This window comes from Streptomyces sp. NPDC030991, assembly GCF_055571235.1.
Window position 1 is genome coordinate 17,018 of sequence record NZ_JBVIFR010000035.1, and the last position, 17,597, is coordinate 34,614.

At 70.5% G+C, this 17,597-nt stretch carries 19 protein-coding genes; 8 read left to right on the top strand and 11 right to left on the bottom strand.

What is annotated here, in order from left to right; genetic code table 11:
- Positions 1-13: 13 nt before the first annotated feature.
- The 4 genes from ACZ45E_RS37590 to ACZ45E_RS37605 form a co-directional block, all read right to left on the bottom strand.
- Positions 14-532, bottom strand: coding sequence for a SixA phosphatase family protein (locus ACZ45E_RS37590; protein WP_468230390.1), 519 nt, complete (start codon positions 530-532; stop codon positions 14-16).
- A gap of 85 nt (positions 533-617) precedes the next feature.
- Entirely contained in the window at positions 618-824 is a 207-nt protein-coding gene (locus ACZ45E_RS37595; RefSeq protein WP_468230392.1) for a hypothetical protein, read from the bottom strand.
- A 183-nt stretch (positions 825-1,007) separates the two neighbouring features.
- The gene (locus ACZ45E_RS37600; RefSeq protein WP_468230395.1) at positions 1,008-1,127 is read right to left on the bottom strand and encodes an SGM_5486 family transporter-associated protein; all 120 of its coding nucleotides are present in this window, start codon (positions 1,125-1,127) and stop codon (positions 1,008-1,010) included.
- 29 nt (positions 1,128-1,156) lie between these two features.
- Positions 1,157-2,452, bottom strand: coding sequence for a CynX/NimT family MFS transporter (locus tag ACZ45E_RS37605; RefSeq protein WP_468230398.1), 1,296 nt, complete (start codon positions 2,450-2,452; stop codon positions 1,157-1,159).
- Positions 2,453-2,531: 79 nt separating this feature from the next.
- On the opposite strand from ACZ45E_RS37605, the gene ACZ45E_RS37610 reads away from it, so the two are divergent.
- Positions 2,532-3,224, top strand: a complete 693-nt coding sequence (locus ACZ45E_RS37610; RefSeq protein WP_468230401.1) for a FadR/GntR family transcriptional regulator — start codon at positions 2,532-2,534, stop codon at positions 3,222-3,224.
- Here the strand turns inward: ACZ45E_RS37610 and ACZ45E_RS37615 are convergent.
- The 3 genes from ACZ45E_RS37615 to fabG form a co-directional block, all read right to left on the bottom strand.
- Complete coding sequence (locus ACZ45E_RS37615; RefSeq protein WP_468230404.1) at positions 3,202-3,567, bottom strand: hypothetical protein; 366 nt, start codon at positions 3,565-3,567, stop codon at positions 3,202-3,204. The two genes, ACZ45E_RS37610 and ACZ45E_RS37615, sit on opposite strands and share 23 nt — an antisense overlap.
- A gap of 96 nt (positions 3,568-3,663) precedes the next feature.
- On the bottom strand, positions 3,664-4,449 hold the full coding sequence (fabI, locus tag ACZ45E_RS37620) for an enoyl-ACP reductase FabI (protein WP_468230407.1): 786 nt from the start codon (positions 4,447-4,449) through the stop codon (positions 3,664-3,666).
- Between the two features lie 5 nt (positions 4,450-4,454).
- A complete protein-coding gene (fabG, locus tag ACZ45E_RS37625; protein ID WP_468230410.1) occupies positions 4,455-5,171 on the bottom strand; it encodes a 3-oxoacyl-[acyl-carrier-protein] reductase in 717 nt (238 codons plus the stop codon).
- A gap of 183 nt (positions 5,172-5,354) precedes the next feature.
- On the opposite strand from fabG, the gene ACZ45E_RS37630 reads away from it, so the two are divergent.
- The 3 genes from ACZ45E_RS37630 (at position 5,355) to tyrS (ending at position 9,605) form a co-directional block, all read left to right on the top strand.
- Positions 5,355-6,878: a TldD/PmbA family protein gene (locus ACZ45E_RS37630; RefSeq protein WP_468230412.1), complete on the top strand. Its 1,524-nt coding sequence runs from the start codon at positions 5,355-5,357 to the stop codon at positions 6,876-6,878.
- Positions 6,875-8,269 (top strand): metallopeptidase TldD-related protein, encoded by a 1,395-nt coding sequence (locus ACZ45E_RS37635; protein WP_468230414.1) that lies wholly within the window; start codon positions 6,875-6,877, stop codon positions 8,267-8,269. The genes ACZ45E_RS37630 and ACZ45E_RS37635 overlap by 4 nt, the downstream gene beginning before the upstream one ends.
- 64 nt (positions 8,270-8,333) lie before the next feature.
- On the top strand, positions 8,334-9,605 hold the full coding sequence (gene tyrS, locus ACZ45E_RS37640; protein WP_468230417.1) for a tyrosine--tRNA ligase: 1,272 nt from the start codon (positions 8,334-8,336) through the stop codon (positions 9,603-9,605).
- Between the two features lie 106 nt (positions 9,606-9,711).
- Here tyrS and ACZ45E_RS37645 read toward each other — a convergent pair whose 3' ends face one another.
- Positions 9,712-9,987: a GlsB/YeaQ/YmgE family stress response membrane protein gene (locus ACZ45E_RS37645; RefSeq protein ID WP_468230421.1), complete on the bottom strand. Its 276-nt coding sequence runs from the start codon at positions 9,985-9,987 to the stop codon at positions 9,712-9,714.
- Between the two features lie 226 nt (positions 9,988-10,213).
- Between ACZ45E_RS37645 and ACZ45E_RS37650 the strand changes: the two genes are divergently transcribed.
- Together ACZ45E_RS37650 and ACZ45E_RS37655 are read left to right on the top strand one after the other, a co-directional pair.
- The gene (locus ACZ45E_RS37650) at positions 10,214-10,564 is read left to right on the top strand and encodes a DUF3099 domain-containing protein (RefSeq protein WP_468230424.1); all 351 of its coding nucleotides are present in this window, start codon (positions 10,214-10,216) and stop codon (positions 10,562-10,564) included.
- A gap of 242 nt (positions 10,565-10,806) precedes the next feature.
- A complete protein-coding gene (locus tag ACZ45E_RS37655; RefSeq protein ID WP_468230427.1) occupies positions 10,807-11,046 on the top strand; it encodes a hypothetical protein in 240 nt (79 codons plus the stop codon).
- 31 nt (positions 11,047-11,077) lie between these two features.
- On the opposite strand, the gene moaA is transcribed toward ACZ45E_RS37655, so the two are convergent.
- The 3 genes from moaA to ACZ45E_RS37670 all read right to left on the bottom strand — a co-directional run bounded on the left by moaA (position 11,078) and on the right by ACZ45E_RS37670 (position 14,221).
- A complete protein-coding gene (gene moaA / locus ACZ45E_RS37660; RefSeq protein WP_468230429.1) occupies positions 11,078-12,079 on the bottom strand; it encodes a GTP 3',8-cyclase MoaA in 1,002 nt (333 codons plus the stop codon).
- A 151-nt stretch (positions 12,080-12,230) separates the two neighbouring features.
- A complete protein-coding gene (locus ACZ45E_RS37665; RefSeq protein WP_468230432.1) occupies positions 12,231-13,856 on the bottom strand; it encodes a solute symporter family protein in 1,626 nt (541 codons plus the stop codon).
- Complete coding sequence (locus ACZ45E_RS37670; protein WP_468230434.1) at positions 13,853-14,221, bottom strand: DUF485 domain-containing protein; 369 nt, start codon at positions 14,219-14,221, stop codon at positions 13,853-13,855. The genes ACZ45E_RS37665 and ACZ45E_RS37670 overlap by 4 nt, the downstream gene beginning before the upstream one ends.
- Before the next feature lie 313 nt (positions 14,222-14,534).
- On the opposite strand from ACZ45E_RS37670, the gene ACZ45E_RS37675 reads away from it, so the two are divergent.
- Entirely contained in the window at positions 14,535-16,079 is a 1,545-nt protein-coding gene (locus ACZ45E_RS37675; protein ID WP_468230436.1) for a S8 family serine peptidase, read from the top strand.
- Entirely contained in the window at positions 16,076-17,596 is a 1,521-nt protein-coding gene (locus tag ACZ45E_RS37680; protein WP_468230439.1) for a S8 family serine peptidase, read from the top strand. The genes ACZ45E_RS37675 and ACZ45E_RS37680 overlap by 4 nt, the downstream gene beginning before the upstream one ends.
- The last annotated feature ends 1 nt before the right edge of the window (position 17,597 follow it).

Sequence of the window (17,597 nt, forward strand, 5' to 3'; positions counted from 1 at the left end):
GTACGCGGCGCCGTCAGGCGTTCGGCGACCAGTAGTCCAGCAGCTCGGCCGCGCCCGGCTCCAGCGACTTCCAGGGGCCGGTGAAGGAGAGCACGGCGAAGGCCGCGGTGGAGAACCCGGTCCGGCTCAGCCGCTCGGCCGCGGCCGGCTCGGCCGATCCTGTCAGTACTTCGGTGAGCCCTTGTACGCCCGGGTTGTGGCCGATCAGTACGGCGTTCCTGACGTCGTCCGGCGTCTCGTTCAGCACGGCGATCAGCTCGCCGGGGGACGCCTCGTAGATCCGCTCCTCGTAGACGGTCCTGGGCCGCTCCGGCAGTTCGGAGACGGCCAGCTTCCACGTCTCACGGGTGCGCACGGCCGTCGAGCAGAGGGCCAGGTCGAGGGCGATGCCGGAGTCGGCGAGCTTGCGGCCCGCGATCGGGGCGTCCTTGCGCCCGCGCTCGGCGAGCGGACGCTCGTGATCGGACATCTCGGGCCAGTCGGCCTTGGCATGCCGGAAAAGAACAATCCTGCGGGGTTCTGCGACGCTCATACATCCCAGCTTCGCATGAAACCGGGCACGGGGCGCAGGGAGTTGACGGGCCCGACCGGCACGGGTGAACGGGGGCGGGAGGGGTCTAGCCGAGGACCAGTTCCTTGATGCGCGCCGCGACGTGGGCGAGGGTCGGGTCACCCGCCGCGGCGTGGGCGTCGGCGGGGTCGAGGAGCAGCAGGAGGAGCGCCACGAAGGCGACGGCCGGCAGCACGAGGGCCCACCAGGGCAGTCGGATGGAGGCGCCGCCCGTGACTGCCGGGTGGGTCCGGGGGTGCGTGGGGGCCGACATGGCTTCCTCCGTGGTCCGTCGTCCTCGTCCGGTACGCCGATGTTCCCGGCGACACTTCGAAGGTACGGATCCGGCGGCTGCCGCCCCATCCGGTGATCCACCCACTTCACCCTGACACTGGCCCCCTAGGGGATGGTGGTGTTAACCCCACCTCCGCCCCGGGGGCGGGGCGTCGAGGGGGTGTCAGGGGGAGGCGATCGTCGCGATGACGGCCACGATCACGGTGATGGCCAGCATCGCGCCGAGCACGAGCAGGAGCTTCTTCTGGCCGTTCTGGGGGTTCGGCTCGAGCACAGGCGACATGCGCCAAGTGTCGCACCTGTCCCCGGTGCTCAGGACGCCGGGGCGGGTGCGGCGGCCTCGTCCTCGATGGTGCGGTTGCGGCCCGCGAGGACGCCCACCACGATCTGCGGCACCATCAGCGCGGCCATGAGCGCGATCGGCACGCCCCAGCCACCGCTGTGCTGGTAGAGGACGCCGACGAGCAGCGGCCCGGGGATCGAGATGAGGTAGCCGGTGGACTGGGCGAACGCGGACAGCTTGGCGACGCCGGCGCCGGTGCGGGCGCGCATCCCGACCATGGTCAGGGCCAGCGGGAAGGCGCAGTTGGAGATGCCGAGCAGGACCGCCCAGGCCCACGCGCCGGAGGAGGGAGCGAAGTACAGGCCCGCGTAACCGGCGAGGCCGCAGAGGCCGAGGATGACCACGATCGGGCCCTGGCTGGGCAACCGGGCGGCGACGCGGGGGATGACGAAGGCGAGCGGGACGCCCATCGCCATGGTGACGGCGAGCAGCACACCGGCGGTCGACGCGGAGACCCCGGCGTCGCGGAAGATCTGCGCCATCCATCCCATCGTGATGTACGCGGCCGTGGCCTGGAGTCCGAAGAAGACGGCGAGCGCCCAAGCGGTGCGGCTACGGGTGACGCGCAGCCCGTCGGCGGGGGCAGTGGCCGACCGGCCGGGTTCCGCGGGGGCGGCCCCGTCCCGTAGGCGGGCGAGCGGGATCCAGGGGAGGACCGCGGCGACGGCGAGCGCGGCCCAGACGGCGAGCCCGGTCTGCCAGTTGTCGCCGAGGGCGCCGGTCATGGGGACGGTCGCGGCGGCGGCCAGGGAGGTACCGAGCGCGAGGGCCATCGAGTACAGGCCGGTCATGGAGCCGACGCGGTCGGGGAACCAGCGCTTGACGATGACCGGCATCAGCACGTTGCTGACGGCGATGCCCATGAGGGCGAGGGCGCTGGCGACGAGGAAGCCGACGGTGCCGCCGGTGTACGGGCGGATGATCAGGCCCGCGGCGATGGCGGCCATGCCGGCGCAGACGACGGCGCTCGCGCCGAAGCGCCGGGCGAGCCGGGGCGCCATCACGCCGAAGACCGCGAAGCACAGCGGGGGTACGGAGGTGAGCAGTCCGGCGAGGCTGCCGCTCATGCCGAGCCCGTCGCGGACCTCTTCGAGGAGGGCGCCGAGGCTGGTGATCGCGGGCCGCAGGTTCAGGGCGGCGAGGACGATGCCGACGGTCACCAGGCGTACGGCCCACGCGCGCGGGGCGGCACTTTTTCCGGTGGATATCGGGGTCTCGGCGCTCGGCGGTGCCATCGTCGGGGTCGGTGTTTCCTCACTAGCCATGGGACCCATCTTAGAATCATGGGATGATTGGCTGTCCAGTTGATTCGCGTCAGGTACGCGCCAGGACCAAGGAATGTCGATGCCACTGACCTCTCCCCGGCGCTCGGCCCTGTCCGAGCAGGTCATCTCCGCCCTGCGCGCCCAGATCTCCTCGGGCGAATGGCCGGTGGGCTCGCGCATCCCCACGGAGCCCGAGCTCGTCGAGCAGCTCGGTGTCGCCCGGAACACGGTGCGGGAGGCCGTGCGCGCCCTCGCGCACAACGGGCTGCTCGACATCCGGCAGGGCTCGGGCACGTACGTCGCGGCGACCAGCGAGCTGGCCGGGGTGATGCAGCGGCGGTTCGCCGACGCCGATCCGCGGCACATCGCCGAGCTGCGCTCCACGCTGGAGTCGAGCGCGGCGAGGCTGGCCGCCGAGCGGCGCACCGAGCGCGATGTGAAGCAGCTCGACGCCCTGCACGTACGCCGTGAGGAGGCGTGGGAGTCGGGCGACACGGAGGCGTTCGTGACGGCGGACGCGACGTTCCACATGGCGGTCGTGGCCGCGTCCCACAACGACGTGATGACGGCGATGTACGCGGACCTGGGCGAGGTCCTGCGGGACTGGCTGCGCGAGGACGTGGGCGAGCGGCTCAGCGCCGAGAACCACATGGACCACACGCGGCTGGTCGACGCGATCCGGGAGGGCGACGCGGAGGCCGCCGCGGCCGAGGCCGCGTCCTATCCGTTCCTGTGCCGCCCGGGGCGGCTCACGCCGCCCTGCGATGCGTGACCCAGGCGGTCCGCACGTTCTTCCAGCACCGTCCGTTCAGGCGCACGGTCTCGGCGGGGCCGATCTCGGTCGGGGCCGTGTCGGTGTCGATGTCCCACCACGGGTCGCACTCGATGTGCAGGGCGATCTCGTCGACACCCGGGTACGGGTTGTGGCAGGTGGCGGTCGCCCGCGTCCCGGCCTCGACGCGGACGCGGCACCCGGCGCCGAAGGGATCGCGTTCCTTGTCGGCCACGCGCGCGTGGCCGCGGTTCCCGGCGGGGTCGGAAGCCGCGTCGTAGGGCAGCGTGGCGAGCAGGGCGAGGGCGGTGAGGGCGGGGGCTACGCGGCGGGACAGACGCACGGAAGGGACCTCCTCGCACCCAGCGTGCGCGGAGGTCCCTCGTGGCTGCCCGGCCGGTGAGCCGAACGGGGGACCCGTCGAGGGTCCCGCCTGCTCCTAGGCGCCGACGGCGTGCAGGCCGCCGTCCACGTGGATGATCTCGCCCGTCGTCTTGGGGAACCAGTCCGACAGCAGGGCGACGATGCCCCTGCCCGCGGGCTCGGGGTCCGCGAGGTTCCACTCCAGCGGGGAGCGGCCGTCCCAGACCGCGGCCAGTTCGGTGAAGCCGGGGATCGACTTCGCGGCCATGGAGCCGATCGGGCCGGCCGAGATCAGGTTGCAGCGGATGTTCTGCTTGCCCAGGTCACGCGCCATGTAACGGCTGGTGGCCTCCAGGGCGGCCTTGGCCGGGCCCATCCAGTCGTACTGCGGCCAGGCGTACTGCGCGTCGAAGGTGAGGCCGACGACGGAGCCGCCCTCGCTCATCAGCGGCAGCACCGCCATCGTCAGCGACTTCAGGGAGAAGGCGGAGACGTGCATGGCGGTGGCCACGGACTCGAACGGCGTGTTGAGGAAGTTGCCGCCGAGCGCGTCCTGCGGCGCGAAGCCGATGGAGTGCACGACGCCGTCGAGGCGGTCGCCCAGCTGCTCGCGGACCTGGCCCTCCAGGCGCGCGAGGTGCTCGTCGTTGGAGACGTCCAGCTCCAGGACCTTGACCTTCTCGGGCCGGGGCAGCTTCTTCGCGATGCGCTCCGTCAGCGTCGGCCGCGGCCACGCCGTCAGGATGATCTCGGCGCCCTGCTCCTGGGCGAGCTTCGCGGTGTGGAAGGCGATGGAGGACTCCATCAGCACACCGGTGATGAGGATCTTCTTGCCCTCGAGGATTCCAGTCGTGTTCGTCATCGTGCTCAGTGACCCATTCCCAGTCCGCCGTCAACGGGAATGACGGCACCAGTGATGTACGAAGCGTCGTCGGAGGCGAGGAACCTGACCGCGGAGGCGATCTCCTCGACCTGCGCGTACCGGCCGAGCGGCACCTGCGCCACGATGTTCGCGCGCTGCTCGTCCGTGAGCGCCTGGGTCATGTCGGTGTCGACAAAACCGGGGGCGACGACGTTGAAGGTGATGTTCCGCGACCCCAGCTCACGGGCGAGGGAGCGCGCGAAGCCGACCAGGCCCGCCTTGGAGGCGGCGTAGTTCGCCTGCCCCGCCGAGCCGAGCAGGCCGACGACGGAGGAGATCAGCACGACGCGGCCCTTCTTGGCGCGCAGCATGCCGCGGTTGGCGCGCTTGACGACCCGGAAGGTGCCGGTGAGGTTGGTGTCGAGGACGGACGTGAAGTCCTCCTCGGACATGCGCATGAGGAGCTGGTCCTTGGTGACGCCCGCGTTGGCGATCAGGACCTCGACGGGACCGTGCTTCTCCTCGATCTCCTTGTAGGCCTGCTCCACCTGCTCCGTGTCGGTGATGTCGCACTTGACGGCCAGGAAGCCCTGCTTCTCCAGCTCAGCCGGGTCACCCGAGCGGTACGTGATCGCGACCTTGTCGCCGGCCTCCGCGAATACGCGGGCGATGGCGAGGCCGATGCCCCGGTTTCCTCCGGTGACGAGAACCGAGCGGCTCAACGGATCACCCTTTCGATAGCGGTGTGGTACTTCGAAAACCTATCGGTACGACCCTTCGTACGGAGAATCGCCCACCGACAGTGACGTACCCGACTGACTGTCGAGTCCCTACAGAAAGCTCTGGCCGCGAGACGTGTCGCACGACATGATCGGGTCGACGACGTGGACGACAGGGAGACATTCGTGCCTCATACGATCGATGAAGCCTTCACGGCGCTCCCCCTGCGGGCTCTCGCCGACGCGGCTCTCGCCCGCGCGCGGGCCCTGGGCGCGCAGCACGCGGACTTCCGCCTGGAGCGCGTACGCAACGGGGCGGTGCGGCTGCGGGACGCCAGGCCCGCCGGGTCCTCGGACACCACGGACCTCGGGTACGCGGTGCGGGTGGTGCACGGCGGCACCTGGGGCTTCGCGTCCGGCGTCGACCTGTCCATGGACGCCGCGGCGAAGGTGGCGTCCCAGGCCGTGGCGATGGCGAAGCTGAGCGCGCAGGTCATCAGGGCCGCGGGGTCGGACGAACTGGTCGAGCTGGCGGACGAGCCGGTGCACGCGGACCGGACCTGGATCTCCTCGTACGAGATCGATCCCTTCTCCGTGCCGGAGGAGGAGCGGGTGGCGCTGCTCGCCGACCGGAGCGCGCGGCTGCTGGCGGCCGACGGGGTCAGCCATGTGGACGCCTCGCTGCTGTGCGTCCACGAGAACAAGTTCTACGCCGACACGGCGGGGACCGTGACGACCCAGCAGCGTGTGCGGCTGCATCCGCAGCTCACCGCGGTCGCCGTGGACGATTCGAGCGGCGAGTTCGACTCGATGCGCACGCTCGCGCCGCCGGCCGGCCGGGGCTGGGAGTACCTGACGGGCACCGGCTGGGACTGGGACCGGGAGCTGGCCGAGATCCCCGGGCTGCTGGCGGAGAAGATGCGGGCGCCGAGTGTGCGGGCGGGCTCCTACGACCTGGTCGTCGACCCGTCCAATCTGTGGCTGACCATTCACGAGTCCATCGGGCACGCCACCGAACTGGACCGCGCGCTCGGCTACGAGGCGGCGTACGCGGGCACGTCCTTCGCCACGTTCGACCAGCTCGGGAAGTTGAAGTACGGCTCCGAGATCATGAACGTCACCGGTGACCGCACCGCCGAGCACGGGCTCGCCACCATCGGGTACGACGACGAGGGCGTGGCCGGGCAGTCCTGGGACCTGGTGCGGGACGGGACGCTGGTCGGCTACCAACTCGACCGCAGGATAGCGAAGTTGACCGGATTCGAGCGGTCCAACGGCTGTGCGTACGCCGACTCCCCCGGGCACGTTCCGGTGCAGCGGATGGCGAACGTCTCGCTGCAACCCGATCCGGGCGGCCTGGCGACGGAGGACCTGATCGCGGGCGTCGACCGCGGGATCTACCTGGTCGGCGACCGGTCGTGGTCCATCGACATGCAGCGGTACAACTTCCAGTTCACGGCGCAACGGGCGTACGAGATCCGGGGCGGGCGGCTCGCCGGGCAGGTGCGGGACTTCGCCTACCAGGCCACGACGACCGACTTCTGGGGCTCGATGGCGGCGGTCGGCGGCCCGCAGACCTATGTCCTCGGCGGCGCCTTCAACTGCGGCAAGGCCCAGCCGGGCCAGGTCGCGGCGGTCTCGCACGGCTGCCCCTCGGCCCTCTTCAAGGGCGTCAACATTCTGAACACGACGCAGGAGGCGGGTCGATGAGCGGCCGCAGCAGCAAGCCGTACGAGATCGTCGAGCGCGCCCTCGAACTGTCCCGGTCCGACGGCTGTGTCGTCATCGCCGACGAGACGTCCACCGCCAATCTGCGCTGGGCGGGCAACGCGCTGACGACGAACGGGGTCACGCGCGGGCGGCGGCTGACCGTCATAGCGACGGTCGACGGCCAGGAGGGCACGGCCACGGGTGTCGTCTCCCGGTCGGCGGTCACCGCCGCCGACCTCGAACCGCTGGTGCGGGCCGCGGAGGAGGCCGCAGCGAAGGCCGGTCCTGCCGAGGACGCGCAGCCGCTCGTCGGGGGCGTGGCGTCCTCCCCCGGGTTCACGGAGGCGCCCGCCGAGACCTCGTCGGCCGTGTTCGCGGAGTTCGCGCCCGCGCTGGGCGAGGCCTTCGCGCGGGCCAGGGCCGGCGGGCGCGAGCTGTACGGCTTCGCCAGCCATGAGCTGACGTCCAGCTACCTCGGTACGTCGACGGGGCTGCGGCTCCGCCATGACCAGCCCGACGGGACGCTGGAGCTGAACGCCAAGTCGCCCGACCGGCGGCGTTCGGCCTGGGCGGGCCGCTCCACGCGGGACTTCAAGGACGTCGACCCGGCGGCGCTCGACGCGGATCTGGCGACGCGGCTCGGCTGGGCCGAGCGCCGCGTCGACCTGCCGGCGGGACGGTACGAGACGCTGCTGCCGCCGACGGCCGTGGCGGACCTGCTGATCTATCTGCTGTGGTCGGCGGGGGCGCGGGACGCGGCCGAGGGCAGGACCGTGTTCTCCAGGCCCGGCGGCGGCACGCGCGTGGGCGAGCGGCTCAGCGAGCTGCCGCTGACGCTGCGCAGCGACCCGCACGAGCCGGGGCTCGAGTCCGCGCCGTTCGTGCTGGCCCACGCCTCCGGGGACGACGCGTCCGTCTTCGACAACGGGTTGCCGCTGGCCGCCACCGAGTGGATCTCGGGGGGCGAGCTCCGGCATCTGACGACGACCCGGCACAGCGCGGGGCTCACCGGGCTGCCGGTGGCGCCCGCCATCGACAACCTCGTCCTCGACGGCGGTTCGGGCACGTCGCTGGAGGAGATGGTCGCCGCCACGGAGCGCGGGCTGCTGCTGACCTGCCTCTGGTACATCCGCGAGGTCGACCCGGCCACGCTGCTGCTGACCGGGCTGACCAGGGACGGCGTGTACCTCGTGGAGAACGGCGAGGTCGTGGGCGAGGTGAACAACTTCCGGTTCAACGAGTCACCGGTCGATGTACTGAGCCGGGTCACCGAGGCGGGGCGCACGGAGAAGACGCTGCCGAGGGAGTGGGGCGACTGGTTCACCAAGGCCGCAATGCCCGCACTGCGCGTACCGGACTTCAACATGAGCTCGGTCAGTCAGGGCGTCTGACCCGCCCGGGTTCGCCCATAGACTGGCGGGGACCCACCAGCACTTTTCGAGGAGACACAGAACCGTGACCGACATCGTCGATGAACTCAAGTGGCGCGGGCTGATCGCCCTGTCCACCGACGAGGACGCGCTGCGCAAGGCATTCGCGGACGGTCCGGTCACCTTCTATTGCGGCTTCGATCCGACCGCGCCCAGCCTGCACCTGGGCAACCTGGTGCAGATCCTCACGATGCGGCGCATCCAGCAGGCGGGCCACCGTCCGCTGGGCCTGGTCGGCGGTGCCACCGGCCTGATCGGTGACCCGAAGCCGAACTCCGAGCGCACGCTGAACTCGCCCGAGGTCGTCGCGGGCTGGGTCGAGCGGCTGCGCGGGCAGATCGCGCCGCTGCTGGACTTCGAGGGCCCGAACGCCGCGGTGATGGTGAACAACCTGGACTGGACGTCCGGGATGTCCGCCATCGAGTTCCTGCGCGACATGGGCAAGTACTTCCGGGTCAACAAGATGATCGCGAAGGAGGCCGTCTCGCGGCGGCTCAACTCCGACGCGGGCATCAGCTACACCGAGTTCAGCTACCAGATCCTGCAGGGGATGGACTTCCTCAAGCTGTACGAGCAGTACGGGTGTGTCCTGCAGACCGGCGGCACCGACCAGTGGGGCAACCTCACCTCCGGCACCGACCTGATCCACCGGGTCCACCCGGAGGCCGTGGTGCACGCCCTCGGCATTCCGCTGCTGACCAAGGCCGACGGCACCAAGTTCGGCAAGACCGAGTCCGGCACCGTCTGGCTGGACCCGGAGATGCTGTCGCCGTACGCCTTCTACCAGTTCTGGCTGAACGCGGACGACCGGGACATCGCCAACTACCTGCGCGTCTTCAGCTTCAGGTCCCGCGAGGAGATCGAGGAGCTGGAGAAGCTCACCGAGGAGCGCCCGCAGGCCCGCGCCGCCCAGCGCGCGCTCGCCGAGGAGCTGACGACGCTGGTGCACGGCGCCGAGCAGACGGCCGCGGTGATCTCCGCGTCGAAGGCGCTGTTCGGGCAGGGTGACGGGGACCTGGCGGACCTCGACGAGGCGACGCTGGCCGCCGCGCTCTCCGAGCTGCCGCGGGCCGAGGTCGCCGAGCTCGGCCCGGTCGTCGACCTGTTCGCCCAGGTCGGTCTCGTCGCGAGCAAGTCGGCCGCGCGCCGGACCGTGAAGGAGGGCGGCGCGTACGTGAACAACGTCAAGGTCGCCGCCGAGGACTTCGTCCCGGGCGCCGACCAGCTGCTGCACGGGCGGTGGCTGGTGCTGCGGCGCGGCAAGAAGAATCTGGCCGCGGTCGAGGTCACGGCCTGACCGCACGGCCACGCGTGAAGCCCGAAAGGGGGCCGGTTCCTTCGTTCGCCACGAAGGATTCGGCCCCCTTTCGGGGTTCGGTACCGCCCTGCGCTCTGGACCTGCGCTATGCCCTGCGCTTCTTGCCGCGCAGGGAGACCCAGACCATTTCGCCGACGCCGACCACCACCACGGCGCCGATCAGCTGAAGCAGGTGCCGGATCCAGTCGATGCCTTTGGTGTCGTTGACGCCGAGGCCCGTGGCCGCCCAGTTGCCCAGGACGCTGCCGAGGATTCCGAAGACCGCCGTCAGCCACAGCGGGATCTGCTGCTTGCCCGGCAGGATCGCCTTCGCGATCAGACCGAGCACGAGTCCCACGATGATTGCCCACAACCAGCTCATGCCGTCGCCTCCTCATGCGGCGTGCGAGTACGCGCCTGCGCACCGTTCGATCAGTTTCTGTCCGTACGCCGTACGGCGCATGTCGGGCAGGTCCATACGCGGTACGACGCAGGCCACACGCCCGGCCCGGGCCTCCCCCGGTCTCGTGGCCGACGCACCCCGGGCGTACGGTGGAGGCCGGTCCGGGCCGGGGAGAGTCCGGCGAATGGTCGGGTGGTGGAGTGTGATGCGGAAACGCAGCAGTAACGGCGGAGCACAGGTCTTCCGGATCACCGGGGCCCGGCAGGGGCTCGCGGACGATGTGCGCGGCCGTCAGCGCAAGTACGTCATCTCGATGTCGGTCCGCACACTCTCGGTGATCCTCACGGCGGTCCTGTGGAACGTCGAGCGGCCGGTCGCCATCGTGACGCTCGTGCTCGGAGCCCTGCTCCCCTACGTCGCCGTGGTCTTCGCCAACGCGGGCCGGGAGAACGCGCCGGGGCTGCCCTCGACCTTCGTGCCCGCCCCGACCCGCCCCATGATCGCGCCGACAGCGGCCGGTGGCGGGGCGGAATCCGTCCCGGAGGAGCGCGGCTGACATCGCCGGCTCCGGCGCCCTGAGCGACCCCGCCCGGACGGTGTCCGAAGCTCAAGAAAAGCTCAGATCAATCATGTAGTTCAGGTGCCGGGCAACGGGTCGCGCGTGACATACTGCGTACGCGCTCCGCATCCCCCGTCGGAGCGACGGACCGACGCCGGGCAGCTCCCCCCGTGGCTGCTCGGCGTCGCCATTTCCGGGGCGTTCCCAGCGGCGTTTTCCGGGCCGTCTAGGGTGAACGCGTGAACCTCGCGAACCTCTCCGGACCGTCCCCCACGACCCCCCAGTGCTCGGCCAAGGGCTGCCGCGCCGACGCGTCGTGGGTCCTCGCGTGGAACAACCCGAAGCTCCACACGCCGGAGCGGCGCAAGACGTGGCTGGCCTGCGAGGAACACCGTGAACACCTCGCCCAGTTCCTCGGCGTCCGCGGTTTCCTGAAGGACGTCATGACGCTGGAGGAGTGGGACGCCCGCACGGAGTGAGGCGCCCCCGGTGACCACTGGGAGTGCGGGGTCAGCCGCCGATCGCCGACATCGGGCGGTCGGGCTGGAGGAACGACGGGTCGTCGAGGCCCGAGCCCGCCTTCTTGCCCCACATGGCGAGCTTCCACAGCCGGGCGATGTCCTCGTCGCCCTTCTCGTCGGGGCCCTGCGCCCTGAGCGCCGCGCGCAGGTCCGTCTCCTCCGTGGCGAAGAGGCAGGTGCGGACCTGGCCGTCGGCGGTGAGGCGGGTGCGGTCGCAGGCCGAGCAGAACGGGCGGGTCACCGAGGCGATGACGCCGACCCGGTGCGGGCCGCCGTCGACGACCCAGCGCTCGGCCGGCGCGGAGCCCCGCTCCTCGGAGCCCTCCTCGGTGAGCTCGAAGCGCGTACGCAGGGAGGCGAGGATGTCGCCCGCGGTGATCATGCCGTCGCGCTTCCAGCCGTGCTGGGCGTCGAGCGGCATCTGCTCGATGAAGCGCAGCTCGTAGCCGTGCTCGACCGCCCAGGCCAGCATCTCGGGGGCCTCGTCCTCGTTCAGCCCCGGCATCAGGACCGAGTTGATCTTCACCGGGGTGAGGCCCGCGTCATGGGCGGCGGCGAGGCCCTCGATGACGTCCTTGTGGCGGTCGCGGCGGGTCAGCGTCTTGAAGACGTCGGCGCGCAGCGTGTCCAGCGAGACGTTGACCCGGTCCAGGCCCGCCTGCTTCAGGGCCGCCGCGGTGCGCTTGAGGCCGATCCCGTTGGTCGTCAGGGACATCCTGGGGCGGGGGGTCAGCGCGGCGACCCGCTCGACGATGCCCACCAGGCCGGGGCGGAGCAGGGGCTCGCCGCCGGTGAAGCGGACCTCGGTGATGCCCAGGTGCGTGACGGCGATGCGGACGAGGCGGACGATCTCGTCGTCCGTGAGCAGGTCCGGCTTGGCCAGCCACTGGAGGCCCTCTTCGGGCATGCAGTACGTGCAGCGCAGATTGCACCGGTCGGTCAACGAGACCCGCAGGTCGGTGGCGACTCGGCCATAGGTGTCGATGAGCACGTGGGCCCCCTCCCTGAGACGTGTCCTGCCTGACGCCTCCGAGCCTACGTGACGGGTCCGACAGAGGCAGGCCTGCGATCCCACGAGCATGCCGCGCCCCCGTCGTAGAGAGCTACCAGCGGTCCACGACGGGGGCGCGAGGCGGGCGGGGTCAGTGGGCTCCGGTGCCGGTGAGGGAACGGACCTCCAGTTCGGCGTACTTGCCCTTGTCGGCCTTCTCCTTGGCCACGTAGGTGCCGACGACGCCCAGCAGGAAGCCGACCGGGATCGAGATGATGCCGGGGTTCTCCAGCGGGAACCAGTGGAAGTCGACGCCCTTGAACATGGACGTCTTCGGGTTCCCGGAGACGACCGGGGAGAACAGGACGAGGAAGACGGCGGTGAAGAGGCCGCCGTAGATCGACCACAGCGCCCCGTTGGTGTTGAACCGCTTCCAGAAGAGGCTGTAGAGGATCGTCGGCAGGTTCGCGGACGCGGCGACGGCGAACGCGAGGGCGACGAGACCCGCCACGTTGAGGTCGCGGGCGAGGGCGCCCAGGCCGATCGAGATGATGCCGATGAAGACGGTGGCCCAGCGGGCGGCCTGCATCTCCTGCTTCTCGCTCGCCTTGCCCCTCTTGATGACGTTCGCGTAGATGTCGTGCGCGAACGAGGACGACGAGGCGAGGGTGAGGCCCGCGACGACCGCGAGGATCGTGGCGAACGCGACGGCGGAGATCGACGCCAGCAGGATCGCGCCCCAGTTGGAGTCGACGCCGCCCAGATGGAGGGCGAGCAGGGGGGCCGCCGTGTTGCCTGCCGGGTTGGAGGCGATGATCTCGGCGGGCTTGATGAGGGCGGCGGCGCCGAAGCCGAGCGCGATCGTCATCAGGTAGAAGGCGCCGATGATGCCGATGGCCCAGTTGACGGACTTGCGGGCGGCCTTGGCGGTCGGCACCGTGTAGAAGCGGATCAGGATGTGCGGCAGGCCGGCGGTGCCGAGTACGAGGGCGATGCCGAGCGAGATGAAGTCGATCTTCGAGGTGGCCGTGGCGCCGTACTTGAGGCCGGGCTCCAGGAACGCCGAGCCCTTGCCGCTGTTGTCGGCGGCGGTGCCCAGCAGGTCCGAGATGTTGAAGTCGAACTTCAGCAGCACCAGGAAGGTCAGCAGGATCGTGCCCGCGATCAGGAGCACGGCCTTGACCATCTGCACCCAGGTGGTGCCCTTCATGCCGCCGATGGTGACGTACACGATCATCAGGACGCCGACGAGGGCGACGATGCCGACCTTGCCCGCGTCCGAGGTGATGCCGAGCAGCAGCGAGACGAGGACGCCCGCGCCGGCCATCTGCGCGAGCAGGTAGAAGATCGAGACGACGATCGTGGACGTGCCCGCGGCCGTGCGCACGGGGCGCTGGCGCATGCGGTAGGCGAGGACGTCGCCCATCGTGTACCGGCCGGAGTTGCGCAGCGGTTCGGCGACCAGGAGGAGCGCCACCAGCCAGGCGACCAGGAAGCCGATGGAGTAGAGGAAGCCGTCGTAGCCGAAGAGGGCGATGGCGCCGGCGATGCCGAGGAACGACGCGGCGGACATGTAGTCACCGGAGACGGCGAGGCCGTTCTGGAAGGCGGTGAACTGGCGGCCGCCCGCGTAGAAGTCGGCGGCGCTCTTGGTCTGCCGGCCCGCCCATACGGTGATGACGAGGGTCGCGGCGACGAACACCGCGAACAGGCTGATGATCAGCGGACGGTGCTCGCCCGCTTCTCCGGCGGCGAGTACGTGCAGTGCGGGGCTCATGCGCCGCCCTCCATACGGGACTTGATGGCTGCGGCCTTCGGGTCGAGCTTCGCGGCGGAGTACCGCGAGTACCACCAGGCGATGAGGAACGTGGTGAGGAACTGGGCGAGGCCGAGGACCAGGGCGACGTTGATGTTGCCGAAGAGCTTGTGGCCCATGAAGTCGCCCGCGTAGTTGGAGAGCAGGACGTAGAGCAGGTACCAGGCGATGAAGGCGACGGTGAGCGGGAAGGCGAACGAGCGGTGCGCTTTGCGTAGTTCGGCGAACTCCGCGCTCTCCTGCGCCGCGACGAACTCCTCGGTGGAGGGCAGGATCCGGCCGGGGTCGGGGCTGCCCTTCTGGGGTGGTGGTGCGTCGGTGGCCACGGAGTCTCCTTGTGATGCGGGTGCTGTCGGGGACGGGGTCTCACAGTGACGTGGATCACCTGAGCCGGGTCGCGATCGTAGGGCTCCCCGACGTGATCCAACAGGGGGCCGGATCGTGCACGTGCCCCTTGCACAACGGCACGGGGGCACGCACGCCGTGGTTCAACTCCCCTGCTTTCTTTCGGAACTCGTTGCTGACCTGCGGTGACTAGAGATACGTTCACACCGCACCACGCGTCATGTACCTGCCCGAGCACCGCCGTGTTCGGGCTTTTCCGTATTCAGCGAATACGACGGATGATGTGGAGATCCCATGGCTCATCTGCCTGCCAGACGTCGCTTGGCCCTCGCTCTGCCGATCGGCATGGCGCTCACGGCCTCCTTCGGCTTCCTGCCGTCCGCGGCCGCCGTGTCCGCCGACTCGCCCTCGGTGACGGCGACTTCGGCGGACGCTGCGGATTCAGCGGACTCGCTCGCGTATGTGGTGAATACGCGCGGCACGGACGGACGCACCCTCGCCTCCGTGCGGAAGGCGATATCGGCGGCCGGCGGTTCCATAGTCGAGACGTACGGGAAGATCGGCGTCTTCGTCGTCCACTCCTCGAACGCCGACTTCGGCAAGCAGATACGCAGGGCGCGGGGCGTGGCCACCGCGGGCGCGACCCGCACCTCCCCGCTCAGCCTCGCCGGCACGACCGACGAGGGCGCCGTGCAGAAGCTGTCGAAGGCCGATGCCAAGGCCGCCGCGGCACAGGCCACTTCGGCGCAGGAGCCGCTGGAGGCCGACCAGTGGGATCTGCGGGCGATGGGCGCGGACAAGGCCGCGCAGATCAACCCGGGCAGCCGGAAGGTCACCGTCGGCGTCATCGACACCGGCGTGGACGACACCCACCCCGATCTCGCCGCGAACTTCTCCGCCTCCCAGTCGGCGAGTTGTGTCGGCGGCAAGGCGGACACCTCGCCGGGCGCCTGGCGGCCCGCGAACCCGGACCACTACCACGGCACGCACGTCGCCGGTGAGATCGCCGCCGCGCGCAACGGGATCGGCGTCGCGGGCGTCGCGCCGGGCGTGAAGGTCGCGGGCATCAAGGTGGCCGACCCGGTCAGCGAGCTGTTCTACCCGGAGAGCGTCGTGTGCGCCTTCGTGTTCGCCGCCGACCACGGCATCGAGGTCACCAACAACAGCTACTACGTGGACCCGTGGATGTACAACTGCGTGGACGACCCCGACCAGCGGGCGATCGTCGACGCGGTGAACCGGGCCCAGCTGTACGCCCAGAAGAAGGGCACCCTGAGCTTCGCGTCCGCGGGCAACTCCAACCACGACCTGGACGCCGACGCGATCCTGGACACCACCAGCCCGGACGACTCGACCCCGGTGAACCGCACGATCGACCCGCACACCTGCTTCGACATCCCGACGCAGCTGCCCGGCGTCGTCACGGTCAGCTCGACCGGCGTGACCAAGTCCAAGGCGTACTACTCCAGTTACGGCAACGGCGTGATCGACATCGCGGCGCCGGGCGGTGACAAGTACCAGATCCCGGCGGACACCCCGTCGAAGAACGGCCGCATCCTCTCCACGCTGCCGGGCGGCGAGTACGGCTGGCTCCAGGGCACGTCGATGGCGTCACCGCACGCGGCCGGTGTCGCGGCGCTGCTGAAGTCGACGCACCCGAAGGCGTCCCCGGCGCAGTTGCAGGCGCTGATGAAGGCCCAGGCGGACGAGGAGGTCTGCCCGGCCTCGTACGACGGTGACGGCGACGGGGTCGTCGACGCGACCTGCGAGGGCGGCAAGCAGCGCAACGGCTTCTACGGCTACGGCATCGCCGATGCCCTCAAGGCCGTCAAGAAGTGAGGGCCGCACACGTGAGAACGCGTCTCATCCGCGCCCTGGCCGCGCCCGCGGGTCTCGCCGTGGCGTCCGCGCTCGCCGTCGTGCCGAACGCGGCGGCCGCCGGGGCGCCCGTCGCCACGGACGGACCCCAGCTCAGCTACGTCGTCAACGTCCGTTCCGGGCACGGGGGTTCGGTCGGGGTGCGGCAGGCGATCGGCAAGGCGGGCGGCAGCGTCGTCATCGCGTACGACAAGATCGGCGTCCTCGTCGTCCACTCCAAGAACCCGGACTTCGCGAAGACCGTCCGGTCCGTGCGGGGTGTCGAGTCGGCCGGTGCGACGCGCACCGCGCCGCTGGCCGCACAGTCAAGCGACGACCTCGCCACCGAGCAGGTGCTGACCGCCCAGGAGGCCAAGAGCGCCGCCGCGCGGGCGACTTCGGCCCAGGATCCGCTGGAGCCGCTCCAGTGGGACCTGCCCGCCATCAAGGCGGACCGGGCGCACGAGAAGTCGCTGGGCAGCTCCCGGGTGACGGTCGGCGTGCTCGACTCCGGCGTGGACGACACCCACCCGGACATCGCGCCGAACTTCGACCGGAAGGCGTCGGCCAGCTGCCTGGGCGGCGTGCCGGTCCAGAAGGACAACGCGTGGCGGCCGGTGGCCGGTGAGTCCGACCACGGCATGCACGTGGCGGGCACCATCGCCGCCGCGAAGAACGGCGTCGGCATCACCGGGGTCGCGCCCGGCGTGAAGGTGGCGAGCCTGAAGGTGGCCGAGCCGGCCACCGGCATGTACTACACGGAGGCCGTCGTCTGCGGCTTCGTGTGGGCGGCCGATCACGGCGTCGACGTCACCAACTCCAGCTACTACACGGACCCGTGGCTGTTCAACTGCAAGACGGACGCCGACCAGAAGGCGCTCGTCACGGCGGTCACCCGGGCCTCGCGGTACGCGGAGCGCAAGGGCGCCGTGAACGTCGCGGCGGCCGGCAACGCGGAGACGGACCTCGCGCAGGACGAGATCGTCGACGACTCCTCGCCCGACGACACGACACCGGTGCCGCGGACGGTCAGGACCAAGGACTGCCTGGACATCCCGTCGCAGCTGCCCGGCGTCGTCACCGTCTCGGCCACGGGCGCCAAGGGCATCAAGGCGTCGTACTCGAACTGGGGCAGGAACGTCGTCGACATCACGGCCCCCGGCGGTGACAGCACCGCGTACCAGACGCCCGCTCCCCCGGCGACCAGCGGACTGATCCTGTCGACGCTGCCGGGCGGCAAGTACGGCTACAAGGCGGGTACGTCGATGGCGTCGCCGCACGTCGCGGGCGTCGTCGCCCTCATCAAGTCGACGCACCCGCACGCGTCGGCGGCGCGGGTGAAGGCGCTCCTTTACCAGGAGGTTGACGCGACGCCGTGCACCACCCCGTACGACATCGACGGCGACGGCACGGTCGACGCGGTGTGTGTGGGTGGCAAGAACAAGAACAGCTTCTACGGAGCGGGGACGGCGGACGCGCTGGACGCCGTCACCAAGTAGC

Excerpts from the sequence above, each read along its gene's own strand:
- ACZ45E_RS37590 (WP_468230390.1), bottom strand. The coding sequence starts at position 532 with ATGAGCGTCGCAGAACCCCGCAGGATTGTTCTTTTCCGGCATGCCAAG.
- ACZ45E_RS37595 (WP_468230392.1), bottom strand. The coding sequence starts at position 824 with ATGTCGGCCCCCACGCACCCCCGGACCCACCCGGCAGTCACGGGCGGC.
- ACZ45E_RS37600 (WP_468230395.1), bottom strand. The coding sequence starts at position 1,127 with ATGTCGCCTGTGCTCGAGCCGAACCCCCAGAACGGCCAGAAGAAGCTC.
- ACZ45E_RS37605 (WP_468230398.1), bottom strand. The coding sequence starts at position 2,452 with ATGGCTAGTGAGGAAACACCGACCCCGACGATGGCACCGCCGAGCGCC.
- ACZ45E_RS37610 (WP_468230401.1), top strand. The coding sequence starts at position 2,532 with ATGCCACTGACCTCTCCCCGGCGCTCGGCCCTGTCCGAGCAGGTCATC.
- fabI (WP_468230407.1), bottom strand. The coding sequence starts at position 4,449 with ATGACGAACACGACTGGAATCCTCGAGGGCAAGAAGATCCTCATCACC.
- ACZ45E_RS37635 (WP_468230414.1), top strand. The coding sequence starts at position 6,875 with ATGAGCGGCCGCAGCAGCAAGCCGTACGAGATCGTCGAGCGCGCCCTC.
- ACZ45E_RS37645 (WP_468230421.1), bottom strand. The coding sequence starts at position 9,987 with ATGAGCTGGTTGTGGGCAATCATCGTGGGACTCGTGCTCGGTCTGATC.
- ACZ45E_RS37650 (WP_468230424.1), top strand. The coding sequence starts at position 10,214 with ATGCGGAAACGCAGCAGTAACGGCGGAGCACAGGTCTTCCGGATCACC.
- ACZ45E_RS37665 (WP_468230432.1), bottom strand. The coding sequence starts at position 13,856 with ATGAGCCCCGCACTGCACGTACTCGCCGCCGGAGAAGCGGGCGAGCAC.
- ACZ45E_RS37675 (WP_468230436.1), top strand. The coding sequence starts at position 14,535 with ATGGCTCATCTGCCTGCCAGACGTCGCTTGGCCCTCGCTCTGCCGATC.